General features: G+C 39.0%; 37 protein-coding genes. 29 read left to right on the top strand and 8 right to left on the bottom strand.

Going from position 1 to position 25,500, the window contains the following annotated elements; all coding sequences use genetic code 11:
• Positions 1 to 53: 53 nt before the first annotated feature.
• On the bottom strand, positions 54 to 788 hold the full coding sequence (locus C5695_RS17665; protein WP_117732046.1) for an alpha/beta family hydrolase: 735 nt from the start codon (positions 786 to 788) through the stop codon (positions 54 to 56).
• Positions 789 to 977: 189 nt separating this feature from the next.
• Between C5695_RS17665 and C5695_RS17660 the strand changes: the two genes are divergently transcribed.
• The 5 genes from C5695_RS17660 to C5695_RS17640 all read left to right on the top strand — a co-directional run bounded on the left by C5695_RS17660 (position 978) and on the right by C5695_RS17640 (position 5,540).
• The gene (locus C5695_RS17660) at positions 978 to 1,826 is read left to right on the top strand and encodes a YitT family protein (protein WP_117732044.1); all 849 of its coding nucleotides are present in this window, start codon (positions 978 to 980) and stop codon (positions 1,824 to 1,826) included.
• A gap of 48 nt (positions 1,827 to 1,874) precedes the next feature.
• Positions 1,875 to 2,210 (top strand): cytochrome c551, encoded by a 336-nt coding sequence (gene cccB / locus C5695_RS17655; RefSeq protein WP_117732042.1) that lies wholly within the window; start codon positions 1,875 to 1,877, stop codon positions 2,208 to 2,210.
• 383 nt (positions 2,211 to 2,593) lie between these two features.
• Positions 2,594 to 3,280, top strand: coding sequence for a cell division ATP-binding protein FtsE (gene ftsE / locus C5695_RS17650; protein WP_117732040.1), 687 nt, complete (start codon positions 2,594 to 2,596; stop codon positions 3,278 to 3,280).
• On the top strand, positions 3,273 to 4,163 hold the full coding sequence (gene ftsX, locus C5695_RS17645) for a permease-like cell division protein FtsX (protein ID WP_117732038.1): 891 nt from the start codon (positions 3,273 to 3,275) through the stop codon (positions 4,161 to 4,163). Before ftsE ends, ftsX begins: the two co-directional genes overlap by 8 nt.
• A 111-nt stretch (positions 4,164 to 4,274) precedes the next feature.
• Positions 4,275 to 5,540 (top strand): murein hydrolase activator EnvC family protein, encoded by a 1,266-nt coding sequence (locus tag C5695_RS17640; RefSeq protein ID WP_117732036.1) that lies wholly within the window; start codon positions 4,275 to 4,277, stop codon positions 5,538 to 5,540.
• 49 nt (positions 5,541 to 5,589) lie between these two features.
• Here C5695_RS17640 and C5695_RS17635 read toward each other — a convergent pair whose 3' ends face one another.
• Positions 5,590 to 6,330 carry a sulfite exporter TauE/SafE family protein gene (locus tag C5695_RS17635; protein ID WP_117732033.1) on the bottom strand — a complete coding sequence of 247 codons (741 nt, stop codon included), beginning with the start codon at positions 6,328 to 6,330 and terminating at the stop codon, positions 5,590 to 5,592.
• A 153-nt stretch (positions 6,331 to 6,483) separates the two neighbouring features.
• On the opposite strand from C5695_RS17635, the gene C5695_RS17630 reads away from it, so the two are divergent.
• From C5695_RS17630 to C5695_RS17620, 3 genes are all read left to right on the top strand, one after another.
• Positions 6,484 to 7,932, top strand: a complete 1,449-nt coding sequence (locus C5695_RS17630) for a carboxy-terminal processing protease CtpB (protein ID WP_117732031.1) — start codon at positions 6,484 to 6,486, stop codon at positions 7,930 to 7,932.
• Positions 7,933 to 8,275: 343 nt separating this feature from the next.
• On the top strand, positions 8,276 to 8,629 hold the full coding sequence (locus tag C5695_RS17625; RefSeq protein WP_007500014.1) for a swarming motility protein SwrAA: 354 nt from the start codon (positions 8,276 to 8,278) through the stop codon (positions 8,627 to 8,629).
• Positions 8,630 to 8,697: 68 nt separating this feature from the next.
• Positions 8,698 to 9,885: a PDZ domain-containing protein gene (locus C5695_RS17620; protein ID WP_187441804.1), complete on the top strand. Its 1,188-nt coding sequence runs from the start codon at positions 8,698 to 8,700 to the stop codon at positions 9,883 to 9,885.
• Positions 9,886 to 9,894: 9 nt separating this feature from the next.
• Here C5695_RS17620 and C5695_RS17615 read toward each other — a convergent pair whose 3' ends face one another.
• The 4 genes from C5695_RS17615 to C5695_RS17600 form a co-directional block, all read right to left on the bottom strand.
• On the bottom strand, positions 9,895 to 10,260 hold the full coding sequence (locus C5695_RS17615; protein ID WP_117732027.1) for a winged helix-turn-helix transcriptional regulator: 366 nt from the start codon (positions 10,258 to 10,260) through the stop codon (positions 9,895 to 9,897).
• A gap of 136 nt (positions 10,261 to 10,396) precedes the next feature.
• Positions 10,397 to 11,554, bottom strand: a complete 1,158-nt coding sequence (locus C5695_RS17610) for a tyrosine-type recombinase/integrase (RefSeq protein WP_117732025.1) — start codon at positions 11,552 to 11,554, stop codon at positions 10,397 to 10,399.
• A gap of 44 nt (positions 11,555 to 11,598) precedes the next feature.
• Positions 11,599 to 12,075 carry an ImmA/IrrE family metallo-endopeptidase gene (locus C5695_RS17605; RefSeq protein ID WP_233230750.1) on the bottom strand — a complete coding sequence of 159 codons (477 nt, stop codon included), beginning with the start codon at positions 12,073 to 12,075 and terminating at the stop codon, positions 11,599 to 11,601.
• A gap of 12 nt (positions 12,076 to 12,087) precedes the next feature.
• The gene (locus tag C5695_RS17600) at positions 12,088 to 12,447 is read right to left on the bottom strand and encodes a helix-turn-helix domain-containing protein (RefSeq protein ID WP_061418827.1); all 360 of its coding nucleotides are present in this window, start codon (positions 12,445 to 12,447) and stop codon (positions 12,088 to 12,090) included.
• A gap of 116 nt (positions 12,448 to 12,563) precedes the next feature.
• Here C5695_RS17600 and C5695_RS17595 point away from each other — a divergent pair, with 116 nt between their 5' ends.
• The 4 genes from C5695_RS17595 to C5695_RS17580 all read left to right on the top strand — a co-directional run bounded on the left by C5695_RS17595 (position 12,564) and on the right by C5695_RS17580 (position 14,723).
• Positions 12,564 to 12,803: a helix-turn-helix transcriptional regulator gene (locus tag C5695_RS17595; protein ID WP_117732021.1), complete on the top strand. Its 240-nt coding sequence runs from the start codon at positions 12,564 to 12,566 to the stop codon at positions 12,801 to 12,803.
• An 80-nt stretch (positions 12,804 to 12,883) separates the two neighbouring features.
• Positions 12,884 to 13,156 carry a hypothetical protein gene (locus C5695_RS17590; RefSeq protein WP_117732019.1) on the top strand — a complete coding sequence of 91 codons (273 nt, stop codon included), beginning with the start codon at positions 12,884 to 12,886 and terminating at the stop codon, positions 13,154 to 13,156.
• Positions 13,157 to 13,296: 140 nt separating this feature from the next.
• Positions 13,297 to 14,001, top strand: a complete 705-nt coding sequence (locus C5695_RS17585) for a Rha family transcriptional regulator (protein ID WP_117732017.1) — start codon at positions 13,297 to 13,299, stop codon at positions 13,999 to 14,001.
• Positions 14,002 to 14,372: 371 nt separating this feature from the next.
• A complete protein-coding gene (locus C5695_RS17580; protein WP_117732015.1) occupies positions 14,373 to 14,723 on the top strand; it encodes a hypothetical protein in 351 nt (116 codons plus the stop codon).
• A gap of 141 nt (positions 14,724 to 14,864) precedes the next feature.
• Here the strand turns inward: C5695_RS17580 and C5695_RS17575 are convergent, their stop codons facing one another.
• On the bottom strand, positions 14,865 to 15,377 hold the full coding sequence (locus C5695_RS17575) for a hypothetical protein (RefSeq protein WP_117732013.1): 513 nt from the start codon (positions 15,375 to 15,377) through the stop codon (positions 14,865 to 14,867).
• Positions 15,378 to 15,509: 132 nt separating this feature from the next.
• On the opposite strand from C5695_RS17575, the gene C5695_RS17570 reads away from it, so the two are divergent.
• The 14 genes from C5695_RS17570 to C5695_RS17505 all read left to right on the top strand — a co-directional run bounded on the left by C5695_RS17570 (position 15,510) and on the right by C5695_RS17505 (position 22,890).
• Complete coding sequence (locus tag C5695_RS17570; protein ID WP_117732011.1) at positions 15,510 to 16,262, top strand: hypothetical protein; 753 nt, start codon at positions 15,510 to 15,512, stop codon at positions 16,260 to 16,262.
• Between the two features lie 173 nt (positions 16,263 to 16,435).
• Positions 16,436 to 16,840: a hypothetical protein gene (locus tag C5695_RS17565; RefSeq protein ID WP_117732008.1), complete on the top strand. Its 405-nt coding sequence runs from the start codon at positions 16,436 to 16,438 to the stop codon at positions 16,838 to 16,840.
• A 10-nt stretch (positions 16,841 to 16,850) separates the two neighbouring features.
• Complete coding sequence (locus tag C5695_RS17560) at positions 16,851 to 17,624, top strand: Replication protein O (RefSeq protein WP_117732006.1); 774 nt, start codon at positions 16,851 to 16,853, stop codon at positions 17,622 to 17,624.
• Positions 17,617 to 17,976, top strand: coding sequence for a replicative helicase loader/inhibitor (locus tag C5695_RS17555; RefSeq protein WP_117732004.1), 360 nt, complete (start codon positions 17,617 to 17,619; stop codon positions 17,974 to 17,976). The genes C5695_RS17560 and C5695_RS17555 overlap by 8 nt, the downstream gene beginning before the upstream one ends.
• Positions 17,973 to 19,301, top strand: a complete 1,329-nt coding sequence (gene dnaB, locus C5695_RS17550) for a replicative DNA helicase (protein ID WP_117732002.1) — start codon at positions 17,973 to 17,975, stop codon at positions 19,299 to 19,301. The genes C5695_RS17555 and dnaB overlap by 4 nt, the downstream gene beginning before the upstream one ends.
• A 208-nt stretch (positions 19,302 to 19,509) precedes the next feature.
• Positions 19,510 to 19,668 carry a hypothetical protein gene (locus C5695_RS20700; RefSeq protein WP_161796758.1) on the top strand — a complete coding sequence of 53 codons (159 nt, stop codon included), beginning with the start codon at positions 19,510 to 19,512 and terminating at the stop codon, positions 19,666 to 19,668.
• A 133-nt stretch (positions 19,669 to 19,801) separates the two neighbouring features.
• A complete protein-coding gene (locus C5695_RS17540) occupies positions 19,802 to 19,996 on the top strand; it encodes an XtrA/YqaO family protein (protein ID WP_117733183.1) in 195 nt (64 codons plus the stop codon).
• Between the two features lie 98 nt (positions 19,997 to 20,094).
• On the top strand, positions 20,095 to 20,286 hold the full coding sequence (locus tag C5695_RS17535; protein WP_034325282.1) for a hypothetical protein: 192 nt from the start codon (positions 20,095 to 20,097) through the stop codon (positions 20,284 to 20,286).
• 14 nt (positions 20,287 to 20,300) lie between these two features.
• Positions 20,301 to 20,804 carry a sigma factor-like helix-turn-helix DNA-binding protein gene (locus tag C5695_RS17530; RefSeq protein WP_187441806.1) on the top strand — a complete coding sequence of 168 codons (504 nt, stop codon included), beginning with the start codon at positions 20,301 to 20,303 and terminating at the stop codon, positions 20,802 to 20,804.
• On the top strand, positions 20,794 to 21,228 hold the full coding sequence (locus C5695_RS17525) for an ArpU family phage packaging/lysis transcriptional regulator (RefSeq protein WP_117731995.1): 435 nt from the start codon (positions 20,794 to 20,796) through the stop codon (positions 21,226 to 21,228). The genes C5695_RS17530 and C5695_RS17525 overlap by 11 nt, the downstream gene beginning before the upstream one ends.
• A gap of 64 nt (positions 21,229 to 21,292) precedes the next feature.
• Complete coding sequence (locus C5695_RS17520) at positions 21,293 to 21,868, top strand: hypothetical protein (RefSeq protein WP_117731993.1); 576 nt, start codon at positions 21,293 to 21,295, stop codon at positions 21,866 to 21,868.
• Between the two features lie 175 nt (positions 21,869 to 22,043).
• Complete coding sequence (locus C5695_RS17515) at positions 22,044 to 22,283, top strand: hypothetical protein (protein WP_117731991.1); 240 nt, start codon at positions 22,044 to 22,046, stop codon at positions 22,281 to 22,283.
• A 141-nt stretch (positions 22,284 to 22,424) separates the two neighbouring features.
• A complete protein-coding gene (locus C5695_RS17510; protein WP_117731989.1) occupies positions 22,425 to 22,625 on the top strand; it encodes a hypothetical protein in 201 nt (66 codons plus the stop codon).
• Positions 22,612 to 22,890, top strand: coding sequence for a hypothetical protein (locus C5695_RS17505; protein WP_117731987.1), 279 nt, complete (start codon positions 22,612 to 22,614; stop codon positions 22,888 to 22,890). Before C5695_RS17510 ends, C5695_RS17505 begins: the two co-directional genes overlap by 14 nt.
• A gap of 162 nt (positions 22,891 to 23,052) precedes the next feature.
• Here C5695_RS17505 and C5695_RS21005 read toward each other — a convergent pair whose 3' ends face one another.
• Positions 23,053 to 23,139, bottom strand: a complete 87-nt coding sequence (locus C5695_RS21005; RefSeq protein WP_423749854.1) for a hypothetical protein — start codon at positions 23,137 to 23,139, stop codon at positions 23,053 to 23,055.
• Between C5695_RS21005 and C5695_RS21000 the strand changes: the two genes are divergently transcribed.
• The 3 genes from C5695_RS21000 to C5695_RS17490 are packed head-to-tail and all read left to right on the top strand — an operon-like array spanning position 23,121 to position 25,498.
• On the top strand, positions 23,121 to 23,330 hold the full coding sequence (locus C5695_RS21000; RefSeq protein WP_423749853.1) for an HNH endonuclease: 210 nt from the start codon (positions 23,121 to 23,123) through the stop codon (positions 23,328 to 23,330). The genes C5695_RS21005 and C5695_RS21000 overlap by 19 nt on opposite strands.
• A 3-nt stretch (positions 23,331 to 23,333) precedes the next feature.
• Positions 23,334 to 23,744 carry a P27 family phage terminase small subunit gene (locus C5695_RS17495; protein WP_047946330.1) on the top strand — a complete coding sequence of 137 codons (411 nt, stop codon included), beginning with the start codon at positions 23,334 to 23,336 and terminating at the stop codon, positions 23,742 to 23,744.
• On the top strand, positions 23,744 to 25,498 hold the full coding sequence (locus C5695_RS17490) for a terminase large subunit (protein WP_082136046.1): 1,755 nt from the start codon (positions 23,744 to 23,746) through the stop codon (positions 25,496 to 25,498). The genes C5695_RS17495 and C5695_RS17490 overlap by 1 nt, the downstream gene beginning before the upstream one ends.
• Positions 25,499 to 25,500 lie beyond the last annotated feature (2 nt).

Genomic DNA, 25,500 nt, shown 5'->3' with positions numbered 1-25,500 from the left:
AGCTACTTGTGCGGAGCGAATACGAGGGGTTTGTCTACACGCTGGAGCTCTCATTACGGGAGCTTTTTTGCTGGTCTCAGCCATTCAAGCATGGTCTGGATGACATCCTTTTGCTGCGTGAGGGCTGGAATGTCCGCAGGCTGATCACCCTTTTGTTTGCCATACATGCCAAACTGAGCGTGGTTCCCGCCTTTTATTTGATGGTACACGGTTTGAGAGGGCAAATTTGTTGTTGATTTCTTGATTTTTTCTTGTGTTGCAAGTCCATCCTGTTCACCTGATATCGAGAGAATGTTCAAGGACGATGATTTCAGATGATCTGATGCTGGATAAGACGCAAGGAAAAAGAGTCCATCGAGCTTGCTTTCGTTTTTTTCTGCAAACATAGCAGCTGCTGTTCCGCCAAGTGAATGTCCGCCAATATACCAGTGTTTCATCGTTTGATGATCTTTTATGATGTCCTGTGCTTTGTTTGTATTAAAAATCGCAAACGAAAATGGCATGTCAGGGATAAAGACAGAATAGCCTTTTTTCATTAGTTCATTCCCAATATAAGCGTACGCAAGTGGCTCCACCTTTGCTCCAGGATAGAGAATGATGCCCGTATCGCTGTTTGTTGATGCAAATGTATACACACCGTTTTTATGTTTCACTTGCTCGATGTTCACTTGCTTTTTTAATGCTTCGGATGGTCCGTATGTAAAGCGGCTCCATGTATAAAAAGCAGCAAAAGCTAAAATGATCAGTGCGAGTAATGTAATGCCCGTTATCTTCAGTATTTTCTTCATCGCATGTCCCTTCTTTCTCAAGTACATATTAAATATACCATCATTTGCTCCTATACCAAACGGCAAGTACGCTGATCCGTTTGTGTGATAAAGTGTTAATCCATTAGCACTGCATTTGGCTGTTATTTACATTCGTTTTAGGAGGGCTTAAAATAGGTGTGCATTCAGAAGTAACGGAGGAAGAAAGACATGAAGCAGGGACATTCACATTTATGGATCGAAGCGAAAAATTATATGCTTATTTTAATCGGATCAGCCATTGTGGCGATTGGATTTAATACGTTATTATTACCGAATCAGATTGCCGCAGGTGGTGTGAGCGGGATTAGTACGATTATGCAGTCATTCGGTTTTGAGGCGGCATATGTGCAATGGGGACTCAATATTCCGCTGTTTATTGCTGGTTTTTATTTATTAGGCGGTACATTTGGAGTGAAAACGCTCGTTGGCTCAATTTTTTTACCACTGATGGTGTTTGTCACAAGACATATTGCACCTGTGACCCATGAAGCACTACTAGCAGCCATTTTTGGCGGAGTGGTGATTGGGATCGGAATAGGGCTTGTATTCCTTGGGAATGGATCAACAGGTGGAACGGCGCTCGCTGCCAAAATCATTAATAAGTATACAGGGCTCACGCTTGGCACATGTTTAGCCATGATGGACGGACTAATTGTTCTCGCTGCGATGACCGTTTTTGGGATTGAAGAGGGGCTGTATGCTGTCATTGGCGTATTTATTTCAAGTAAAACGATTGATGTCGTACAGGCAGGTTTCAGTCATTCGAAAATGGCAATGATCATTACAGGGCACGAAGATGAAGTCAGGCAGGCAGTATTTGATCAAATTGACCGTGGTGTCACAAAGATTTCGGCAGTCGGAGGATATACCGATCATGACCGTCCCATTCTGATGTGTGTCGTTGGGCAGTCACAATTCACAAAGTTGAAACAAGTGGTGAAAGCAATCGATGCATCAGCATTTGTCATCGTCATGGATGCAAAAGAGGTGCTTGGTGAGGGTTTTAAAAGAGCGTAAACAAGGATATAATAGCGATGACCAAATGATTGTAAGGGAGGGAATAAGATGAAAAAAAGCGGATTAATGATGTTGTTTGCAGCGATGCTCCTTGTACTTGCGGCTTGTGGAGGAAATTCAAGCAGCAGTGACAAAGAAAAAGAAGGTAGCAAAAGTGCATCAACTGTGAGCAGTGGTGAAGAAATTTATCAGCAAAACTGTATTGGCTGTCATGGGAAAGACCTATCTGGCGGGGGCGGACCAAGCCTGAAAGAAGTAGGAAAGAAATATAACGAAAGCCAAATTGCAGATATTGCACAGAATGGTAAAGGCTCGATGCCAAGCGGAATGGTAGATGAGAAGCAAGCAAAAGAAGTGGCAAAATGGCTCGCGGAGAAAAAATAAAACCTTTGTCTAATCGACAAGGTTTTTTTATTTTGTATATATGTAGAAAAAGACTTTTGGATAGTATGAAAACATATAATTTTAAATTTTATTTAAAAAATAAGGGTAAAAAGACATGTTTTTAGGTTTTGATTGTTCTATTTACCTTTTATTTATAAGTTTTGAAATATAAATGTAATACCATTGCGTCGATTCATGACGTATAATTGGAGTTGTTGAAATTTAGACGATTCATTTTTTTCATCTTTTTGGATGAAAAGGACATAAATTGCTTGTATGTATCGAAGGGTATGTGCGTGACCATACATAACGTTTTTTGACGATAAATGTCAAAACATCAAGATAAGCTGTTATTCAACAATAAGAAAAGATTAGGTGATTACATGATTGAAATGAAGGAAGTCTACAAGATCTATCCTAATGGCGTAAAGGCGATCAATGGAATCAATGTCTCTATCCATCCAGGAGAGTTTGTGTATGTTGTTGGTCCCAGTGGTGCTGGCAAATCCACTTTCATCAAAATGATGTATCGTGAAGAGAAGCCAACCAAAGGGAAAATCTTAATTAATAACAAAGATTTAGGCTCAATTAAGGAAAAAGACATTCCTTACGTAAGAAGAGAAATTGGCGTAGTATTCCAAGATTTTAAACTGCTTCCAACGCTCACGGTGTTTGAGAACGTGGCATTTGCTCTTGAAGTGATTGGCGAACAGCCTAACATTATTAAGAAAAAAGTGCTTGATGTACTCGATCTCGTGCAGCTAAAGCACAAAGCGCGCCAATTTCCTGACCAGCTATCTGGTGGTGAACAGCAGCGTGTATCTATCGCTCGTTCGATTGTGAATAGTCCTGAGGTTGTCATTGCAGACGAGCCGACAGGAAACCTTGATCCAGACACATCTTGGGAAATCATGAAGACGCTCGAAGAGATAAATAACCGAGGAACAACAGTCGTCATGGCGACACACAACAAAGAAATAGTAAACAGCATGAAGAAACGCGTCATCGCAATCGAAGATGGAATGATTGTGCGTGACCAAGCAAGAGGGGAGTACGGAATTTATGATTAAAACTCTCTCGCGGCATTTACGTGAGAGCTTCCGTTCACTTGGAAGAAACACGTGGATGACATTTGCATCAATTAGTGCGGTCACTGTCACATTGATTTTAGTTGGGGTTTTTCTTGTGATTATGCTCAACTTGAATAACATGGCATCGAACGCTGAAAAAGAAGTAGAAGTAAAAGTATTAATTGAATTAACGGCGAATCAGAAGCAGCAGGATGATTTAAAAGCAGAAATTGAGAAGATTCCTGAAATCAGTGATGTCAAGTATTCATCTAAAGATGACGAACTAAAAGCGCTGATCAAAAGCTTCGGTGAAAATGGACAATCCATGGGACTTGTTGATCAAGAAAACCCATTAAACGATGCGTTTATTGTGAAAACATCAGATCCACACGATACACCAAAAGTAGCGAAGAAATTAGAAAACCTAAAGGGTACGTATAAAGTCACTTATGGAAAAGAAGAAGTCAGCCGACTCTTTAATGTGGTCGGAGTGGCGCGTAATGTAGGTATTGCGCTCATTGTTGGGCTTTTATTTACAGCCATGTTCTTGATCTCTAATACGATCAAAATTACGATTTTTGCTAGACGTAAAGAAATCGAGATTATGAAACTAGTAGGTGCAACGAACTGGTTTATTCGCTGGCCGTTCTTTATTGAAGGATTACTGCTTGGTGTATTTGGATCCATTATACCAATTGCTCTATTGCTTGGCACATATCAATATGCAGTGGGCTGGGTGGCACCGAGAGTACAAGGCTCATTTATATCTATGCTTCCGTATAACCCGTTTGTCTATCAAGTTTCACTGGTCCTTTTATTGATCGGTGCAATCATTGGTGTGTGGGGAAGCTTAACGTCTATCCGTAAATTCTTAAAAGTATAAATCTATTTTTGATGGCAGCACTCGAGAATTTGATAGAAGGTGTGACCGGTTGATCCGATTCATCCGGTCGACTCTTCATGCAGGCAGTTGTCATAGGAGGGGAATATCGTTTTGAAAAGAAAGCTGATGATGGCTGGAATGGCAGCGTTTATTGGAACAACGTGGCTATACATTCCAGGGAACGAGAATCGTGCATTCGCATACGAAGACCTAGATCAAAAACGTCAACAAATCGAAGAGAAAACATCAAAGACGGAATCAACTTTGAAGAAAAAGAAATCAGAGCTGGCTAAGCTTGAAAAGAAAGAATCCAAGCTAAAAAAAGAAATCGAAAAGATTGATCACAAGGTAAGTGCAGCAACTGAAAAAGTCGCTGAAAAAGAAAAAGAAGTCAAGAAAACAAAACAAGACATCAAGAAACTAAAAAAAGACATTCAAGTCATTAATGAGCGCATTGAAAAAAGAAAAGCTATTTTCAAAGACCGAATTCGTTCAATGCAAAAAAGCGGCGGTACGATCAACTATTTAGATGTGCTGCTGGGTGCTCGCAGCTTTAGTGATTTTGTCAGTCGTGTTGGAGCTGTTACAACCATTGTCGAAGCAGATAAAGACATGATTACAGAACATGAAAATGATTTAAAGCTGGTGGAGCAAAAAGAAGCAGAGCTAAATAATCAGCTAAGTGGACTTGAAACATCTCTGAAAGAGCTAGAAGCACTGAAAAAGGATTTGTCTAAACAGCAAAAAGAAAAAGAGAACATCTTAGGGGATGTCACGGATAAAAAGAACCATGCCCATGATGAATTAGGCAAACTTGAAAATGAACAAGAAATTCTAGCGAACCAAAAAGCGGCTGTGAAGTCTGAGGAAGCACGCCGTCAAAAGGAAGAAGCGAAAAAAGCAAAACAAGCAGCTGCTGAAAAAAGTGCACCTGCACCTCAAAGCGGCGGATCAGATCAAGTATCTGATGCACCAGCAAGCAGCTCAGGCTTTATTAAACCAGCTGCAGGCCGATTCTCATCTGGCTTTGGTGGACGTTCTGGCGGACAGCACTACGGTTTAGATATTGCAGCAAAAGGCACAGTATCTGTTGTTGCAGCAGCATCTGGAACAGTCACGAACTCAAGCTATTCATCGAGCTACGGGAATGTGATATTCATTACGCACAACATCAATGGACAGACCTATCAAACGGTTTATGCCCATTTGTCTACAAGAAGTGTGTCAACAGGGCAGAGAGTAAAGCAAGGACAATTCCTTGGTTATATGGGGAATACAGGTCAATCGCATGGTCAGCATCTCCACTTTGAAATTCATAAAGGATTATGGAATGGCGCAAAATCAAATGCAGTCGATCCAGCGCAATATATCCGCTAATCAAAAAGCCGATAACATCATGTTATCGGCTTTTTCACTCTAAATAAAATTAAAATAACAGCAGTAATCCAGCAATAATAGGGGTTAACAGTACAGCCGATTTCAATAAGAGTTTCGGTGCAAGGCGTGTGAATTTCGCACCTATAAATGCCCCAAAGACTGTTCCGATTAAGATTTGGATCAACAAGATAAAATCAACATAACCTTCTGAAATATATCCAATTCCACCGCCGATGGAGATCGGAATAATGACAAGCATCGTCGTGCCAACCGCTTGTCGAATCGACAGCTTCAGTAAAATTAAAAGTCCTACTTGAATAAATGGTGCGGACCCGATCCCAAACATACCTGACAGCATTCCGGATACAAGTCCTAAAATGATGCCCCTGATCAGCAATTGACGTGAAGAAAGCGGCTGCTGCTCAGCTTCTTCATTGAGGACAAACAATTTGATCATCATAAAAACAGCAGATAAAAAGAGCATCCCAGCTGTTAAATAGTGCAGACTTTCCTCTGGAATAAAAGGAGCAACCTTAGCTCCTGCAAAAGAAGCCACACAAGCCAAAGCTCCGACAATCAAACCAGATTTCAGCTGAATATTCCCTTCCCGGTAGTGGCTGTACGCACCTGATAACGTCGTAAATGCCATAGCGGCTAAAGACGTCCCGAGTGCAGTATGGATAGGGATATCAAAAATTAACGTTAGCAACGCGATGACAAAACCAGCCCCGCCTGCTCCTACAAATCCTAATAAAACACCTAATAAAAGCATCGTCAATATAATATACATAGCGAAGACTCCTTCTCGATCATAACAAAATAAAAATTACACCTAATGAAATGATTAGTCAAGCCTTCACGGGAGAATGTCTTTACATGAAATCCCTTCTTCTGGCATATAATAACTCAGGTCATCAGGAAGAGTTGAAGAAGGAGGCCAAATATGAAAAAACAAATCGCATCTATTATGGCAAGTGTCGTTCTATTAATCAGTGCAGGGGCGATGACGCATAAAGAAGCAACTCATGCGGAATCACAGACAGCAGCTGCTACAATGGCTGGACAAGCTCAATCAAGTGATCGGGCGAAAGAGAATGGAATGGAGAAAATCGAGAAAGCCTATGACCTGATATCGAATGAATATGTAGAGGAAGTGGATCGCCAAAAGCTGCTTGAAGGCGCTATTCAAGGAATGCTTTCAACTTTAAATGATCCGTATTCAGTATACATGGACAAGCAAACCGCCAAGCAATTTTCTGATTCGCTTGATTCTTCTTTTGAAGGAATTGGGGCGGAAGTGGGGATGGATGAAGGAAAAATCATTATCGTCTCTGCCTTTAAAAAATCCCCTGCGGCAAAAGCAGGTCTAAAGCCGAAAGATGAAATCATCAGCATTGATGGTGAGCCGATGAAAGAAAAAAGCTTAAACGATGCTGTACTGAAAATAAGAGGTAAAAAAGGAACGTCTGTCGCTCTGAAAATCAGACGAAATGGAATTGAAAAAGAGTTAACATTCAATATCAAACGGGAAGAAATCCCGCTTGAAACCGTGACTGCCTCTGTAAAAGAGGTAAACGGTCATAAAACAGGCTATATCGCGATCTCTAGCTTTTCTGAAGATACAGCGAAGGATTTCACGTCAAGCCTGAAACAGCTCGAGAAAAAGGGCATAGAAGGCCTTGTGCTGGATGTGAGAGGGAACCCTGGCGGCTATCTGCAAAGTGTAGAAGACATATTGAAGCATTTTATTACGAAGGATCAGCCTTATATTCAAATCGCAGAACGAAATGGCGACCGGAAACGATATTTTTCAAAACGGAAAGAACAGAAGCCTTACCCAGTCAATGTCTTAATTGATAAAGGAAGTGCTTCCGCTTCTGAGATACTTGCAGGGGCAATGAAAGAAGCTGGAAAATACGAAGTCGTTGGTGATGTCTCCTTTGGGAAAGGTACTGTACAGCAGGCAGTTCCAATGGGTGATGGCAGTAACATTAAATTAACGCTTTATAAATGGCTCACACCAAAAGGGAACTGGATTCACAAAAAAGGTGTCGTACCGACGATTGCAATTCATCAGCCAGATTACTTTACGGCGGGCCCGCTTCAGCTGAAAGAACCGCTTCAGCTTGATATGAACAATGAAGAAGTGAGACAAGCGCAGACACTACTAAAGGGCTTGTCATTCGATCCAGGCAGAGTAGATGGATACTTTGATGAAGAAACGAAAAAGGCCGTACTTGCCTTCCAAAGCACATACAATCTCGATAAATCAGGTGTCATTGATTTAAAGACAGCGAAAATGATGAACAAAATGGTGGATGAAGTGAAATCCTATGAAAAAAATGATCTTCAACTGCAGACTGCACTAAAAGCACTATATCTTAAAAAATAAAGAGGCGAATAAAAGCCTCTTTTTTTTGGTTCATAAGTGTCACGAACATGTAATAATTTATTCTTAAAAATAAATTATATCGAGAAATATATTCATTTATTTTACAAAAAACATAACATTCCTTCGATTTTACCCGATAACATATTTATATAAGAGACTTTCTGTTGATTTAAACATGTCATGAAAATGAAACTTTTGAAAGTTGTATGTTACATAAATAATTCTTACAATAAAAAGTAGCACTCATTTTAAATATTTTATTTTTGCGGATATTCAGCTTGAGCATTAAGCTGTACCGAGGTTTGCGCTTTTCTTAAAAGAACTAGTAAATGGGGGTACACAATTGAAAAGGGCAAGTATTGTGAGAGAGAAAAAATATTACGAGTTGGTAGAGGAGCTTAAGAGTCGTACGAAAGATGTGACGTTTTCCGCTACAAAGGCATTAAGTCTGCTCATGCTGTTAAGCAGGTACTTGGTCAATTACACAACGGTAGAATCAGTCGACGAAATCGATGAAGACTGTGCTGAGATATACTTCAATTATTTAATGGATAATCATAAGAGACTTGGTATAAACTTAACTGACATCAAGAGGTCGATGCAGCTGCTCGGCGGCATACTAGATGTAGATGTCAATCACTACTTAAAAGATTTTTCACTGTCGAATGTCACACTTTGGATGAATCAGGAGAAATAAACCTGATGTCAAGCATCGATTTATTTGATAGAATAAGAGAAAATGCTTGACTTGGGCGGTGAACGATAATGAGCTCGGAGTGGATGGGAGCTGGATTAAAAGCGGTCGGTCTGTTTTTAATCCACCCTCTTTTTTATTTCATGATATTAATCAGCCTATTACATGGCTACATCCGCGTAAAGCGGGAGAGAAAAGCGTTTCAAACAAGAATAGAAGATGTATACGATGAACTTAAATTTACATATTCAAAGGGATGGATTCTAGGAATTTGCCTATCTGTCATTTCAGTCGGCTTAGGGATTGCACTCCCGCCTGGATTCATTGTGCTGATTGCAGCGATGACGATCGTTTGCTCTTTATTCTTGAAGGCGAGTGCGCTTTCGTCTGCATACACACTCGGTTTCAGTTTTATTGCGGCACTTGGACTGATGTACTTCGAAGTGAGCCATTCTTGGCTGCCGCAGCTCTCATTGATGAATGCGTCAGCCGTTGTCATTCTGCTAGGTCTTTTATTAATGACCGAGGGGATTCTAGCCTATCGAACGGCGCATTTACGAACATCGCCTGCAATGGTGATGAGTGCGAGAGGACTTTTGATTGGCCAGCAGCGGGCAAACCGTCTGTGGCTTTTACCGCTTGTTTTGCTGATGCCGGCAGGTGAGTTTACTTCATATCTGCCATGGTGGCCGGTACTGCAAGTGCATGATCAAAGCTTTTCATTTATTGTGATTCCATACATCATCGGTTTCGGGCAGCGAATCCAAGGGTCATTGCCAATTGTTAGTATTCAAATTACGGCACGTCGTATTCTCATGCTTGGACTGGCTGTTGCCTTACTAGGTGCTGCAAGTATTTGGTTTGAGCCAATTGCATGGGGAGCTGTCATCATAGCGATTGCCGGAAGAGCCTTCCTTTCATGGAAGCAGAGGGTCAATGACAATGCGGCTCCATTTTACTTCTCAAAGCGTAATCAAGGACTGATGGTGCTAGGAATCATTCCGAATACACCTGCAGCTGATTTAAAGCTTGAGATCGGAGAAGTCATTACAAAGGTGAATGGAATTGAAGTCAAAACCGTTTCAGAATTTTACGAAGCTCTTCAAACCAATCGTGCTCTGACAAAGCTTGAGATCATTGGCTTAAATGGTCAGACAAGGTTTGAGAAACGCGCTTCTTACGAAGGGGAGCATCATCAGCTTGGCATCCTGTTTGTGAAGGATGATCCACAGCAAGAATCAACGGCGATTTCATCATAAAAAAAGCTGCTAGAGATAGCAGCTTATTTCTTTTGGGCGCACTTCTTTTCCATAGGATTCGCCCCATTCATGCATAGCGAAGATGATAGGCTTTAATGTTTCTCCTAGAGAAGTGAGTGAATATTCGACACGAGGAGGGACCTCCTCATAGACTTCTCTGTGAACAACGCCGTCTTGTTCTAGCTCGCGCAATTGCAGCGTAAGAACACGCTGAGAAATTCTTGGCAGAAGCCGACGTAATTCGTTGTATCGTTTTGGACCGCAAGTCAAATGATAAAGGATCACTCCTTTCCATTTTCCTCCTATTACACTCGTTGTAATTGAAACGGGACATCCATGATTGACAATACTGGCTGGATTGGATGGTGCACTCATCTTTACACTCCTTTCTAAGACGAAATGGGTGATAAACGAACATGATTGTGCCTAATGTTATAAAAGCTCGAAATACAATGATATAAAGGGGTTTCAAGGGTACTAATTCAAAACCTCCCCCAAAACCTCCCCCAGTTTATAAATTCATTGCATCTTCAAAGGCATCTACTGTTTCAATCTCTAATTCTTCAAACGAGTGGCTATAAACTTGGTGAATCATTTCAGGAGTATTACCAAGTCGATCCGCAATAGCTCGAGCGGGAATTTTCTTCCCTATTAGAATCGTAGCGTGAGTATGCCTCAATCCATGAACCGTTATTCGCTTTATATCATTTTCGTCAAAAATCTTATATAATGCATAATTCAAGAAATTACCCGAAACATGTTTTGCATTAGACTTATTTATGAAAACAAAGTCATTATCTTCTAGGTGAGAGCCGAATGAAAGCTTTAATTCTTTACACCATTTGCGGTATAATTTTAATTGTTTCATAAGTTCCCCGCCGCCCCTTATAGTCCGGTAACTATTTTTGGTTTTTGGGGAACGTATTCCCTTACTGTCTCTAGTTCGGCTAATAGTGATTGTGTTTTTATTAAAATCAATGTCAGACCATTTAAGCCCCAATGCTTCACCTTTTCTTGCTCCGGTAGAAGCTAGAAAAAGAATCATAGAATATTGAGTAACCTTTCCTGTTGATTTAACAAGATCCAGGAATTTTTTTAATTCAGCAGCAGTATAAAAATTTTCATTGGGTTGTACGATCTCTTGATCATCTTTTATTTTAATCTTAACAAACCGGTTTCTATCGAGTATCTCATTTTCTACAGCGGAATTAATAGCTATTTTAAAAAGTGTGTGATAGTTTTCAACGGTTCTTGATTTAAACTTTGTTAACAACTTATTTATAAACACTCTTTGATAAGTAGCTTTATCTAATTTACGCAACTTGTAACGCCCTAATAAAGGCTTTATATGTTTATTAATTGTAATGTTGCGATTGTATATGGTAGGGTCTTTCCATTGATTTTTATTGGTTTCAAACCAAATGTCAATCCACTCTGTCACTGTTAAATTAGAATTTTCTATTTGTTTGGATTCCCCGTTCAGTATTGCCGATTTAACTTTAAGCAGTTCTCTGTATGCATCATTTTCACTTTTAAATCCTTGACCGGATGCCTCTTTTCTATTACCTAAAGCATCATAATATTTATATCTGTATTTCCACCGCTTTTCTTTTTTTGCATTGTAGTAAGAAAAGAGATGATCATCTTTTTTACTTTTTTCACTCTTCATGTTATCAGCCCTTTCCACGTGGACAGACGCATTAAAAGGGGCGTTTATTTAGGCATCACCTCCTCAAAATTTTCAATGACTCCTAAAGGCTCAAAACAAATAGTATACTTTCCTATTTGTTTATATAAGCCGTATTTCTCCTTATATCTCTTTAGAGCATCTTCAAGGAATTGTTCAGTAACATTCAAGTATTCAGCTAATTCAAAACGATTTTTTATTCCTTCTTTTTGCGCTTCAATTAATCTTTCCAGCGGGAACAACAATTTATATCCCCATTCACGTGCGCGCAATTCTTGTTTTTTATTTGGCAATTTATTTTGATTTGATATATTTCCGAAGGTTGTATGATGATGTCCTAATTCTTCTGCTAAGATACAGCTTTTTTCTATCATGGACATTTTTTTGTCAATTAAGATATGACTGTCAACGTAGAGTCCTTTGGTTGTTCCTTTTGTATCTTTTTCATATACAAACACATTCCATGACTGCGCTTGCTCTAATAATTGTTCGTAATTAAACAATAGCAGTCACTCCTATTTCTTGTTTCTTTTTGATTTAACAAATTGAATAAAGTCGTATACCATTTCTTTTTCTTCTTTACTTAAATCTGAACCATCACGGTGAAAAGCTAAAGTCATATTGTCTATTTCATCTAGATTAACTAATTCTTCTTTATCCTTAGTTCGACCTAACAAATAATCAGTTGAAACGTTAAAAATTCTACTCATATCTAAAACCACTGAACCTGGAGGAACAATTCTTCCCCCCTCATAGTTAGCAATATTGGTCCGTTTCATTTTTAACATTGTTGCTAATTCTTCTTGTGATAGCCCTATTTCTAACCTACATTCTTTGATCCGCTTCCCTAGTTCTTTCTTTTCATTTTCCGTCATTATTGATCCTCCTGAAAAAAATTCATTTAAAATGACGTTTTTTTAGTTGACGTTTATATAAATGACGTGTTACGATCTAATTGTCAATTAAAAGCACAATAAAGGTGGTGATAATTATGCAAGATACACGTCGTCGAGAAGTTTTCCGTAAACTTCGCAAACAATATAAAGTGTCACAACGCCAAGTCTCTATTGATTTAAACATTAGCGAAAATCATATACGAAACATAGAAGCTGGCAGGGGAAACCCTGACGCAAAACTCCTTTTTAAAATATCGAAATACTTTAATACTTCACCTGAAAAGTTGTTTCCTGATCTATTAGATGTAGAAGTAAAAGTATTAAAGTCCCGATAGTCATTATTATAAACCGTCATTTAAAATAACGCAATAGTGTAATTACAGTTTTCTGTAATTTGCCTGAAAGGTGGAAAAGTATGCAATTTGCAGAGTTGAATATAAACCTTAATCAAGATGAATTACGGTCTTATATTAATGATCATCTAAATTCCGCAATCACAAAAACTTTGTTCACTTGGGACATAGATGAAATGTCAAAAAGAACGTGTATGAGTAAACGATTCTTAGAAAATGAATTTCTGCATGATCCAAGAATGAAGTTACTTGAAAGACGTAAAGAACGTGGGAAGCGGTTTTGGTTCTATGAAGAATCAAAAGAAGTCATGAAACAAATTATGGATGAATGGTAAAAACAGCGTGGACAGACGCATTTGAGGAAATTTTTAAAACTGCTGCAACTCGTTTTGTTAAATGCTCACTCTTTATATACAGGTCGTTTCGAGACCCTTCCCCAAGATTGGGGAATTAAAAATTGCAGGAGGTAACATGGATGGAAAAACAATTAGTATTCGTAAAAGAAAATGAAGTGGTAACGGACAGCGTGACGATCGCAGAGATGTTTGGAAAAGAACATAAAAACGTTTTGAGGGATATTAAATCTCAAATTGAATATGCAGGTGAAGAATTCGCCCAGCTCAATTTTGAGCCCGGCAATTACCGAGACAAAAATAATCAAACCAGACCAAAATACGATCTAACAGAAGAAGCATTTACATTGATCGTATTCAGCTATAACACAAAAGAAGCGGTTCAAACAAAAATTAGATTCATTCAAGAGTTTAAGCGGATGAAAGAATACATCCAGTCACGGGAACGACCAAAAGCAATGAACGACAAAGAAAGTCTACTTGCAAGCATGAAGCTAACAATTCAATTGAACGAAGATGTAGACGGAATGAAAGAAGATATAAAGCAACTTCGGCACGATATTGATAAAAGAATAACCCTAGATTACTCACAGCAGCAAGCCATGAGAAATGCAGTTAACAAACGTGTTCATAAGCTTTGGAACGAAGACATGGTTGATAAATCAATCTATGAAAATACGAGAAGAATCTACTCGGCATTATGGAAGAATTTAAAAGATGCATACAGAGTGAACGCATATCCTAACATCTTACAAAAAGACTTTGAGGAAGCTATGAGCTTTGTCGAGGGATGGAGACCGATTTTCAATGGAGGTCATCCGGCATAATTTAAACCAACGCAAAATTGCGTTCGTTAGTTTCAGGTTTTTCTGATTAATGGATGATAGGTCATAGCGCAAAATTGCGTTCTGATTATAATACCGTAGTTTTAAACGACACTAGAAAGTAGGCTTTCTAGGTTTAACCGATAGTGGACGTCTAATCGTAGATGACCGTCATAGGTTTCCGGTCACATAGGATGTCGTTTCAACCGACACCCTCACAGCTCAATTTTGAGCCGTCAAATTATGAAGAAGCTATGAGCTGATGTCATTTAAAACGACTGGAGATCACGTAACAATTCGTGACGTCATCAATAAACCAAAAACTCACTCCTCAAAGTTGTGGAGTCAAAACAAACGGAAAGAAGGTAAAGCAAATGGAATTGTTGATTGAAAACATTTGTCCCGAGCCAGTAGATCGTGAGAGCTTTATCCGAAACACTCGATCTATTGTCGAACGTAAAGGTCTTGTTATGTTTTCCAAAGTGGAAGGCAACAACAACGGCATTATGTTTGAAGTTGTTGAACTGACAAAACATCATTGTGGCAAGGTCATCAATAGCTTTGATATGAACGGCGTTCCTTGTGTTCTACGTTTGAGAGAAGCGACAGAAGAAGAAATACTAAACGTCAAAGCAAAAGTGAAAGCACAGGGTGAAGGGGCAAGCTTACCGTCAGAAGTTTCTATATCAATGGACAAAATCGAAACACAGGAGGTAACGGCATGAGTGATAAGCAAAATAAAACAACCCCTGCGGCAACAGAGGTTGTAATGAGGTGGTTTTATGAATAATAGACAATTCCATCTTTTTGGAATTATTATCAGCGGGATATGTGTCGTCATTTCCGTAATCGCATTCTTAATATCCTTATAAATCGCTTCTAGCTGCTTTCATTTTAATGGAATACGACTTTCTAGATGTTTTTACTATTAGCCAACCATCTATTTCCGATGAATCTGTGTTTAGTTCTTTAATTGTAGTAAACGCAATTACCCCATATTCAGAAGAGTACGGACTCAAATTAACTGGTGGCTTCAAGAGTTTTGTGTCGCTAACATTAACAGACATATTCTTACCAATAGTATAGTGATCAGCAGGTCTATGATGTCCTTTCATAAATGTTGTTTGCCCGATATCTTTTGAAACGAATTCATATTCATAGATGGATATAGGCTGTTCACTCTTGTTTACAAGATTTAACTCAATGATTAGCCTGTAAGGACTCGCATATCTATCTTGATTCTCTGCTCTAAAAAGATAGGAGTTTAAAACATCAATTTTCACTTTAGGAACAGTATGTAGATATTTAAGTAAATGAATACCCAAAGTGAATAGAGAAACAGCTATAGCCACCAATGAAAGGATTGTTGCAAGATTCATAATTTCACCTCCTATCTAAAACAGATAGGAACATTATACCAGTGTAAGAGATTAGCACAAAGATAGAATTGAAATATTTTCTAAAAATTGAACAAGCCCAAAATGGATTTGTTAAACAGGAGGTCAAAACAAATGACAACTATCACGACATGGAATAAGAGACTAAAGAAGGTTTACACCGAGGTAAAGGAGATTGAACCGCTCTTAACCGCTGCTATCAAACAGTATGAAAGCATGTATTCACGTGGACTTAAAAGGATCATGCAGTCCAATTTGAAAGAGATTATGGTAGGAGTGCCAAAGGAAGAAGCTGTTGATTTATTGGGACCCAAGTTACTAGATGTGTTCGAGTGGGACGACATTTTACCAGTGGAGAAGTACAGCAAATTCAATGCTTTGATTTGGGCTAAACGTATTCAAAGAGAACTGAATCAGCAGGATGAAGTCATTAGGTATTATCGAAATCGTCTATGGAGAATCCATTCATCGCTTGAAAAATTAGAGGAAGCGTATAGAAAGAATAACGAAAAGAAAAAAGTGAGAAAAGTTGATGAGCTGTTATATCAAGTCACACGCCTCATTCTCTTGCGTCCTTACCATGTTTCGGACATTGCAAAAGTTATCGAATTGTCATTTTTCCCAATGACTAAAAATGAATTCTTGTCATTGCTGTCAATTGATCACAGCAAAGAAAGAGCGGAAGAAGTGAAAAGTCACATTGATTCTATTCCGGCAAAAGTCGATTTTAATACGTTTTGTCACTTTGTTCGTGACTGGGTGTTAGAAGATGAAAACAATGACTTGTTTTTCACAATCCTTTCACACACTAATGTTGAGGCAGCGGTTCAAAGATATGACAAATATAAGTTAGATCAAGCTAAATAAAAAAAGCTGATCACAAGCGGATCAGCCAATGTTCTTACTTGTCATCATTATAGGGTCATGCAAGTAAGGAAGGGTATCGGGAAGCTCCTACACTTCCCGATATTGAATCGACTTTAACACGATTAACAAAAAAATACAATAATCAAATTTGAGATAAAAAGGGGATTTTTCAAATGAAATTAATGGGGACACCTTCAAAAATAATCAAAGCTAAAGACAAGCTGGAGCATATCGACAACCAAGACAGGAAAGAAGCTTACATGTATGATGCGGGCATGGTTGCCGTTCTCAAGTTCGTTGCGGTCAAAGAGTTTTATGAAACAATTGAAACGTCAGAAATCGAGTGGTCTGAATCGTCTAAAGAAACGCAGAATACCGTAAACGAATTATACGAAAAATTGGAAGGGTTTTTCTCTAATTCAAATGATCTTTTAAAGCTATTAGAAGAACTGGATTCAGCACACGCAGCGAAGGCAAGTTTTGAGATTGAAGATGCTTTCGCAACTGGATTTGTAGCCGGTTTCCGTTATTTGATGGGTGAAGCAGCATACAGCAAGAACGTAAATTTTCTAAAGTAAGGTGATTGAGATGATTGGTTGGATTAAGCTTCATCGGAGCATACAAGATCATTGGATATATCAAGAAAAAAGGAAGTTTTCTAAATATGAAGCTTGGCTCGATTTACTTATGAAAGCCAGTCATAAAGATTATAAATTCGTGTCAGGTAATGACTTGCATGAATTGAAAAAGGGCGAGCTAGTGACTTCTATTCGCAAACTTGGTATTCATTGGTCTTGGTCAAATACAAAGGTTTCGCAGTTTCTCGACCTGTTAAAAAGCGATGGAATGATCGAGTATAAAAAAGACACAAAAAAGACGCTTATAACCATTGTCAATTATGGGGTTTACCACGATTCAGAAAATGAAAAAAAGACACAAATCGAACACGAAAAAGACACGAACCGAACACAAAAACATACAAACAAGAATGTAAAGAATTATAAGAATGAAAAGAAGATAAATAATTCTCGTCACAAGTACGAACCTTGTGACATGGAGAATGCCAATTTGCTTTATCAAAAAATACTTGAAAATAATCCGCAAGCTAAGAAACCAAACCTTGAAAAATGGGCGAGTGATTTTAGGTTGATTAGACAGATCGACAAGCGAACGGATGAACAAGTCAAATACCTGATCGACTGGACACAACAAGATACGTTTTGGAAAGCGAACATATTGAGTCCTGCAAGTCTTAGAAAACAGTTTGATCATTTGGTCGTGAAAATAAAATCGAGCCATGAAGCGGCAAAGAGAAAAAACGTTGTCTTGAATGAAAAGGAGTTTGATTTGACAGATGACTAAAGCAGAGACACTTGAATTGCTAAAACTAATCAAGACATATTACGAGCATTTTGAGGTTGATCAATCAAAGCTAGATGCTTGGGCTAAAATCTTAAAGCCCGAGAATTGCGAGAAGATCGAGGCGAATTTGATCGTTTATGTGAAATACAATCAGTTTCCGCCTAAAGTTGCTGATCTAATCAAAGCGAAAGAGGCAAGAAAAGACCGATCCGCTGCCATACCGAACGCCGAGGAAACTCAAAACTATCTAGCTGAAATGGACAAGGCTGAACCAACCGAGGAAGAACAAGAGCAGATCGAGCGGCATAAAGCAGAGATACGAAAGGTACTTGGGATAGGTGATCCATCATGACAGGAGCGGTATTTTATTACAACGATGAAGCGGAACAGCAATATCTAGGCGCAATCTTACAAGAGCCGGATTTGATTAAATATTCGCAGCTCAAGCCGCTGCATTTCTACCGACAACAAAATCAATCCATTTTCAAAGCCTTTCAAGAGCTTGATAAAAAGGGCGAACCTATTGACCTAGTCGCAATTATTGAACATGTTGGGCGTGAAAATATAAAAAGTATAGGCGGTAGAGAATACTTATCCGGGTTGATGAACACGGCAGCCACCACCGCAAAACAGTCCTACTTTGAAAATGTGATCATTGAATACTGGCAAAAGCGAGAGATTGCAAAAATAGCCGCTGACCTTAAAGAATCATCCAAAAGTGAGGACACAAGTCAAGTCATTCAAGAAGGTATTAGCTCTCTCATGAGTTTAGAGGATGCGACTGGCACGGATGATGATGGGTCTATCAATAATGATCTTGTTGAAATCTATCAGGAGTTAGAAACACCTAAAGGTGATGTAACTGGTATGCCTAGCGGTTTTACTGAATTGGATCGAATGACGTCGGGTTTTCAGAAGCAAGAATTTATCATCGTCGCCGCTCGTCCATCCGTAGGAAAAACCGCCTTTTGTTTGAATGTCGCAAGTAACTTCATGGAAAACCCGCTCAACTTAAATAAAGGCGGAGCGGTTGGCATCTTTTCGCTTGAAATGTCACGTAAGCAATTAATAAAACGTATGCAATCAAGCATAGGAAACATTAATGCTCAATCCATTCGCACGAGTAATTTAAACGCTGATGAGTGGGGCAGATTAAGCAAAGTGAACGGGGTTTTAGATAGTGCTGCTCTTAGAATATTTGATCAACCGGGCATGACGATTAATGACATTTGGGCAAAGGCTCGCAAGATGAGAAGGGAATTTGAAGGCAAGGACATGATGATCATTATTGACTATCTGCAATTGATCGTTGGAAATCCAGTCCACAGAGGAAATAGAACAGCAGAAATCGGAGAAATTAGCCGTATGCTCAAGCAGATGGCTAGGGAATTGGACATTGCTGTCATAGCATTGAGTCAGCTTTCACGTGGAGTTGAACAACGCCAGGATAAGCGCCCTATGATGTCAGATATTCGTGAATCAGGGCAGATCGAGCAAGACGCTGATGTGATCGCCTTCCTTTATCGTGATGATTATTACGACAAAGAAACAGAGAATAAGAACATTATTGAAATCATTATTGCTAAACAGCGTAACGGTCCAGTCGGAACTGTGTCACTAGCGTTCGTCAAAGAATATAACCAATTCGTCAATTTGGAATATAGGCAATCGTCATGACGGTCAAAGATTGGTATAACGAGGCGATGACATTCAATTATTACGCCTTGATATTGCTGATCGAATTTCTTATATACGAAAAGGCAGTAATAAAATGGACGGACCAAGAAGAAAAACTATTCTTTTACTTACAACCAAAATTTAAAGAAAAGATGAATGAGCATTTAAAGAACTATCATACAAAAATTCAATTGGAGGAATCGGGCATATGAGCAATGAGAAAGAGCGGTTAACAGAGGAGCAAAGACAATTTTATATTGGATGGCTAACCGTTGCCGGGCGAGGGTATTCACGGGAATTTTACGAGAAAATGAATGACCAGGAACTAGAAAAACAATATTTGCTTAATGTTCCTCAAGAAATTTAACTCAACGATACGATATTTTACGTTCAAGGCGAGGCGAGGAAAATGAAAAAGCGACTATTAATCTTTTATATTGTGTTCGGATCGCTGTCAGCTTTAGCGTTCATGAATGTAAATTAAGGAGGCAATGAAAGACTTGAGATTACAAGACATTCCAAGTAAAATTATAGATATTGAGACTTTTGACGCAGGAAAAGAGCCGATAGTTTTTGTTTTATCTAACGGCATATTGAAATATGCACCGCTGCCGCCACATGGTGAAACAAAAATTGTTACTCACAATAACAAAGTGACTCGATTGCTTTATAACGAAGGCGAACTATTTGAATAAAATCGACCTACCGGAAAGCCGGGGGCACTGATCATGACAGCAAAGCGCTGTTTGATTGGTGTCCCTTTTTTTATTTTCAGAAAAGGAGAAAAACCAAAATGAAAACGTTGAGAGCTGCTTTTATAAAAGCGGGCTATAAATCTATGTCAACAAAAAGAACTGACGTTCCCAAGAACAAATGTACTCGAAATCACACGCAGGAGCTTTCAGAAAAAGAAATAAGAGAGCTTATGGGTGTTTACCGCCCAACATATAAAAGAGGGCGTGGCGGGGCATTTAAAAGCAAATAAAAGGGGGTGGTATTTTGAAAGATTTAATCAAGGAATATAAAGCAGCGTTAAAAGAAACTAAAAGGAGTTTGGCAACATCTACAGACGAAGGAGAAATAAAAACGTACCGCTCAATGATTTCCGACTTAGAGTATGCGATTGAGTGGATGGAAACAGAAAGGCAACCCAGCGCAAGACGTGGCATGGATCGCCGTTCCTATTATGAACGCACAATATTCACAACAATAGAAGTCCTTGACTTCCTATATTCAACATACCACGTTCCCGAATCTGACCCGCATTCAGTAAGCGAAAATGAACTAGATTTAATCGAGTATGCCATGTCAACACTGACGCAGAAGGAGAAAGAGATTTTTATAACCGTTGTTGGTCATTGTGTATCTTTCAGTAAATGCGCCGCACTTCATGGCATAGCGAAAGGCTCGGTTCAAAAGCATATAGAGAGAGCAAGGAAAAAGATCGCTCAAAAGGTAGAGGAATTGAGAGCGGGAGAAAGGGGATTTGCTGATGTTGGGTGAACCGCCTGCAATTGATAAAAAGAAAACGAGGAAAAGAGTTGAAAGGATTCTCGACAACTATCGTTTGTATCTTCTCCAGGTCCCGGAAGACATGCTGCCGAAGATAACAGGAGGATTCAGCATAGTGCCGCCCGCTACTACCAACGCTTTCCGCTCATCCACTGAAAGCACAGCTATTAAACGGATCGAATGGGAGCAGAAACGAAATGCCTTTCTTGAGAAGGTGCAAAGAGCGGTCAATCGTCTTCCATATAATGAGAGGCAGATCATTATAAAACGTTACATGCAGCAAGAACCTGTATTCGATTATCAGGTGTATAATGAAATCGGCATGAGTGAAAGATCATATACACGCCTAAAAGGAAAGACGTTCCTAGACTTGGCGTATGCGCTCAATGAAGTTGTATTTAAAGCACCCGTTTAGAGGTGTTTTTTTGTTCGGCAAGTTCTGCAGAATATAAATTTTTATAAGTGGAGGTCGATAAAAGATGGGGGTGAAAGAATTGACTAGAAATTATAACGAAGCTAAATCTACAATAAAATATTTAGAAAAACGTTATGGTAAATTTTATAACTTAACTAATGATGGACAAAAGGAACTTCAAAAATCAATTATTTTAGATCATAACAAAGTTGATTTAAATAGAATGTTGAGAAGAATTAAAGGTGGTATCGAAGTAGCCAAAGACACACAAGCGATTAACGTCCTACCATATAATTTCTTATTGGTGATGATTGCATCCCTAGGTTCTGCCGGTGTGGCGATGTTGACTGGTCGTATGTTATTCTTGAACAGCGTTTTTAATAAGTATTTAGATTCTAAAGAAGTTAGCAAGACGGAAGCCTCAGATATCCTAAATGCAATAGACTTCGGATCAATTATTCAAATTGGGGTATTAGCCGTTAGTTTGCCTTTTTTTATAATTTTTATTGTCTGGGGATTTCATTCTAAGAGTTTGACGAAAGATGTAGATAAAAGCTATACCATAAAAATATTTTTGGAAGAATGTCTGGAGGATTACAATAAGGTAACTCAACAAGTGATACCAGCGAAACAAAATTAAAATGAAAATTTAAGCGCCCTTCGAGGGTGCTTTTTTTAATGGCGTAAAACTGGCGTGTTTTTGGCGTAATGTTGGCGCAGCATGACAGAAAAAAGGTTGTAATATTGTATTATACGATAGATTGATAAAGCGTCATCCATTGCGGAGGTCGCTTTTTTATATGGAGGTGTTAGCTATGGTAGAAGTTACTGTGAAATCTATGGAGCAGCGTGTGCAAGAAACTGAGGAAATATATCAAGGATCAGATTACTTTAAACAGGTTAAGCGTGTTCCTTATATCGTTGTGAATGCTGAAATCAAACACAAGGGATACGTGATTAAATCAGAGTATACATTCTATGATGCCGAGGATATGTCTTTCAAAGAAGCACAAGATCGCATCATGGACATGCTGGCGAATGGCCTATCCGATTGAGGTTGTGGAATAAATGTGAAGTGCCTGTCCGTGTGATAGGCGCTTTTCTATTTGTTGTAAAGCGTCCCTGTCTGTTTACAAAATCAATGGCGGCTAACAAACAGGGGCGGCTTAGATCAAATAACAAAGGAGAGATTGGCGATGTCATTTGAAAAACCAACAGGTTTGAGTCTTGGAAAGTCATCTGATGATGATGCGAAAAATAAAGAACGAGACTTTCAAAGAAACCTTCGTTTAGGGATCCTAACACTGAATGAAGTTAGGGCGCATTATGGATTGAAATCCATTGGAGAGAAAGGAAGAAGCATTTATAAGGGAGGCGAGAACAATGAAACCAATTAAAGAAACGTCAGAAGGTCAGATCATGTGGGATGAAAAGGATCAGAAGGTTGTGTTTGTCCCGAGACATCAAATGAATGGGTCAATACAAGAAGATGAAGCACCTGTGATTGAAGAAACAGAACAGCAACATGAAGACGATCCGGCGCTTGATGATCTTACGAAAGAGGAACTTATGAAGCTTGCTGGGGATCGAGGCATTGAAGTAAAGCCAGCTATGAACAAACCAACGATCATTGAATTGTTAAGCGCAGCTGATGAAGGGTGAGATATTGCATTCATGACGGATGTCGAAATCTCTTAGAGCCTGGCAGATATTATTGTGACGAGCATCGGAAGAAGAGGAAGCCGAAAGGAAAGAAACGTAATGCCTTTCAATCAGTCAACAAGTCTTTTTATAGATCGGATGCCTGGCAGTCTATGAGGCAGTTCATTTATGAGAGAGATAAAGGCAAATGTACAAAGTGTCATAAATTTGTCTTCGGAAAGTCTGCTCACATTCACCATATCGAACCAATTTCAAAAAGTCCTGAATTGAAACTTGAGGAAACAAACCTCACTCTTCTTTGCAACAAGTGCCATGCAGAGGAAGAGAACAAAATGAGCAAAGCCCCCCTTCAATCTTTGAAAAATACTTTGGCTAGGGGACAGGGTAGGGGGAGGCTTGCATGTAAAAAGACAAAATTTTCGAGGGGGGGTAAGGGCTAAAAAATGGAAATGGATGATAAAAAAGCACGGGCAGCGCAAACAAGAAAATTGAACAAAATTCGTAAAGATGAACATGAGAAAATCGTGGGTCTTTTAAAAGCAATTGGAACTTATTCGACATCCCTTACGCCTCTTATCGAAACTTACTTAGATGCTTATGTTGTTTATACAGTGATGTATGAGGAATGGCGTAATGACGGGTTTCAGGCCACAATCATGTATATAAATAAAGCTGGCCACGAAAACGAAATGAAACACCCTTTAGCTCAACAGGTTGCCGACTGGAATAGTAAGATAAGTAAGCTCTTAGAGTTGCTAGGATTGACACCGAAATTGCAAAAAATGGTCAATGGTTCTACACCAAAAAGCACTGATAAAATACAAGCATTTGCGCAGAAATGGGCTAAAAAATAGTGATTGAACCGGGCGTAAACTACGCTGATATATATGCAAAACAGGTGTTAAGCAACAAAAAAGAACATTGTAAGGCGGTTATCAAAGCCGTTGAGCGTTATTTGCGGTGGAAAAAGCGAAAAGATATTTGGCTAGATGTGGACGCTGCTAATAGAGCAATGGATTTCATTGAAACCTTCTGTAAACATTCAAAAGGTGAACTAGCTGGGAAGCCGTTAACATTGGAATTGTGGCAAAAATTTATATATACGAACATCTATGGATTTTATACGAAAGATGAAAAAGGCCGTGAAGTCAGAGCGGTTAGAACTGCATATGTTCAAGTGCCGAGGAAAAATGGGAAAACGGTTTTAGCCAGTGGGTCGGGCACTTATGCATTATATGGTGATGGTGAACTTGGTGCCGAATGTTATACAGCTGCAACGGATTCAGATCAAGCCAATATCGCTGCGCAGCAAATAGCATCTACAATCATAAATAGCCCAGACCTAGATGAGGTCACTCAAATTTATAAAGGGCAAAAAGGAAAGATAAATGCAATTTGGTACCGTTTTTCAATTGATGGTGTGGAATATGCGAACTGCCTTGTTCCCTTATCCAAAAATACTAAAGGTCTTGATGGAAAGGGACCTCATTTTGTTCTCTTAGACGAAGTACACGCCCAGGATAATGCGGACATGTATGACATTCTTAAATCAGGAATGGGCTCACGCTTGCAGCCACTAATGTTCATTATTTCTACAGCTGGAAAAGGGACAACGTCTGTAGGTTTGCAAATTTATGAGTACGCAAAAGGGTTGTTAAATTCAACAAAAGAGGATGACGAAGACACTTCTTATTTTACATTCATTACGGAGCCTGACAAGGGTGATAAATGGGATGATCGCAAGGTTTGGAAGAAAGTAAATCCGAACTGGGGAATAAGTGTCCAGCCTTCTTTCTTGGAAAGTGAATTTAAAAACGCTCAACAAAGCGCCGAGCGTAAAGATGAATTTTTGGCTAAATACTTAAACATATTTGTAAGAAGCACAGGTGCTTATTTTGATAAAGATATTGTCGGAAAAATGATACTTGATGATAACGGGGAAATCATACGTGACATAGGGGATTATTCCGGCGCCGAGGTTGTCTTGGGTCTTGACTTGTCAAAAACAACTGATTTGACTTGTGTGTCAATTAATATACCAACGCATGATGATTCAGGCCGTTCAAGACTTGTGGTCAAACAAATGTATTTTATTCCTGACCATAACATTGAAGGGCGTGAAAAGACTGAAAACATACCTTATCGGCAAATGGCCGAGAAAGGTTTTTTGACGTTTTGTCCTGGGAGGTCCATTGATTATGACATGGTCATTCGTTACATGATTGAATGTGCGCAAATGTACGATGTCATTCAAGTAAACTATGATCCGGCGCTATCTGAAAAAATCATTGAGTCGTTAGAGGCAGAGGGTTTTACATGTGTAGAAGTTAAACAATATGGAGCCGTTTTAAATAGCCCGTGGGATGATGCAGAAGTATTGATGTATGAAGAGAGAATTAAAACAGACAATCCACTATTTATCTATTGTATTGAGAACGTGGTGGCCGAAAAGAATTACCAGGGCTTAAAGCGGCCATCGAAGAAACAGAGCAAGAATAAGATTGACGGCTTTTCGGCTTTCCTTACAGCACATAAGGAAACAATGATGATGATGGAAGATTACAACAGCGATGAATATGAATCGATGCTAGATGAATTATACCGTTAGGG

It is taken from the genome of Bacillus pumilus (assembly GCF_003431975.1).
Classification (GTDB): domain Bacteria; phylum Bacillota; class Bacilli; order Bacillales; family Bacillaceae; genus Bacillus; species Bacillus pumilus_N.
Note: the sequence above shows the minus strand (reverse complement) of the source record. Positions and strands in the feature narration are given on the sequence as shown.

Coding starts and splice junctions, on each gene's coding strand:
- C5695_RS17665 (WP_117732046.1), bottom strand. CDS start 788: ATGAAGAAAATACTGAAGATAACGGGCATTACATTACTCGCACTGATC.
- C5695_RS17660 (WP_117732044.1), top strand. CDS start 978: ATGAAGCAGGGACATTCACATTTATGGATCGAAGCGAAAAATTATATG.
- cccB (WP_117732042.1), top strand. CDS start 1,875: ATGAAAAAAAGCGGATTAATGATGTTGTTTGCAGCGATGCTCCTTGTA.
- ftsE (WP_117732040.1), top strand. CDS start 2,594: ATGATTGAAATGAAGGAAGTCTACAAGATCTATCCTAATGGCGTAAAG.
- ftsX (WP_117732038.1), top strand. CDS start 3,273: ATGATTAAAACTCTCTCGCGGCATTTACGTGAGAGCTTCCGTTCACTT.
- C5695_RS17635 (WP_117732033.1), bottom strand. CDS start 6,330: ATGTATATTATATTGACGATGCTTTTATTAGGTGTTTTATTAGGATTT.
- C5695_RS17630 (WP_117732031.1), top strand. CDS start 6,484: ATGAAAAAACAAATCGCATCTATTATGGCAAGTGTCGTTCTATTAATC.
- C5695_RS17620 (WP_187441804.1), top strand. CDS start 8,698: ATGAGCTCGGAGTGGATGGGAGCTGGATTAAAAGCGGTCGGTCTGTTT.
- C5695_RS17615 (WP_117732027.1), bottom strand. CDS start 10,260: ATGAGTGCACCATCCAATCCAGCCAGTATTGTCAATCATGGATGTCCC.
- C5695_RS17610 (WP_117732025.1), bottom strand. CDS start 11,554: ATGAAGAGTGAAAAAAGTAAAAAAGATGATCATCTCTTTTCTTACTAC.
- C5695_RS17600 (WP_061418827.1), bottom strand. CDS start 12,447: ATGACGGAAAATGAAAAGAAAGAACTAGGGAAGCGGATCAAAGAATGT.
- C5695_RS17595 (WP_117732021.1), top strand. CDS start 12,564: ATGCAAGATACACGTCGTCGAGAAGTTTTCCGTAAACTTCGCAAACAA.
- C5695_RS17590 (WP_117732019.1), top strand. CDS start 12,884: ATGCAATTTGCAGAGTTGAATATAAACCTTAATCAAGATGAATTACGG.
- C5695_RS17585 (WP_117732017.1), top strand. CDS start 13,297: ATGGAAAAACAATTAGTATTCGTAAAAGAAAATGAAGTGGTAACGGAC.
- C5695_RS17580 (WP_117732015.1), top strand. CDS start 14,373: ATGGAATTGTTGATTGAAAACATTTGTCCCGAGCCAGTAGATCGTGAG.
- C5695_RS17575 (WP_117732013.1), bottom strand. CDS start 15,377: ATGAATCTTGCAACAATCCTTTCATTGGTGGCTATAGCTGTTTCTCTA.
- C5695_RS17570 (WP_117732011.1), top strand. CDS start 15,510: ATGACAACTATCACGACATGGAATAAGAGACTAAAGAAGGTTTACACC.
- C5695_RS17565 (WP_117732008.1), top strand. CDS start 16,436: ATGAAATTAATGGGGACACCTTCAAAAATAATCAAAGCTAAAGACAAG.
- C5695_RS17560 (WP_117732006.1), top strand. CDS start 16,851: ATGATTGGTTGGATTAAGCTTCATCGGAGCATACAAGATCATTGGATA.
- C5695_RS17555 (WP_117732004.1), top strand. CDS start 17,617: ATGACTAAAGCAGAGACACTTGAATTGCTAAAACTAATCAAGACATAT.
- dnaB (WP_117732002.1), top strand. CDS start 17,973: ATGACAGGAGCGGTATTTTATTACAACGATGAAGCGGAACAGCAATAT.
- C5695_RS20700 (WP_161796758.1), top strand. CDS start 19,510: ATGAGCAATGAGAAAGAGCGGTTAACAGAGGAGCAAAGACAATTTTAT.
- C5695_RS17535 (WP_034325282.1), top strand. CDS start 20,095: ATGAAAACGTTGAGAGCTGCTTTTATAAAAGCGGGCTATAAATCTATG.
- C5695_RS17525 (WP_117731995.1), top strand. CDS start 20,794: ATGTTGGGTGAACCGCCTGCAATTGATAAAAAGAAAACGAGGAAAAGA.
- C5695_RS17520 (WP_117731993.1), top strand. CDS start 21,293: ATGGGGGTGAAAGAATTGACTAGAAATTATAACGAAGCTAAATCTACA.
- C5695_RS17515 (WP_117731991.1), top strand. CDS start 22,044: ATGGTAGAAGTTACTGTGAAATCTATGGAGCAGCGTGTGCAAGAAACT.
- C5695_RS17510 (WP_117731989.1), top strand. CDS start 22,425: ATGTCATTTGAAAAACCAACAGGTTTGAGTCTTGGAAAGTCATCTGAT.
- C5695_RS17505 (WP_117731987.1), top strand. CDS start 22,612: ATGAAACCAATTAAAGAAACGTCAGAAGGTCAGATCATGTGGGATGAA.
- C5695_RS17495 (WP_047946330.1), top strand. CDS start 23,334: ATGGAAATGGATGATAAAAAAGCACGGGCAGCGCAAACAAGAAAATTG.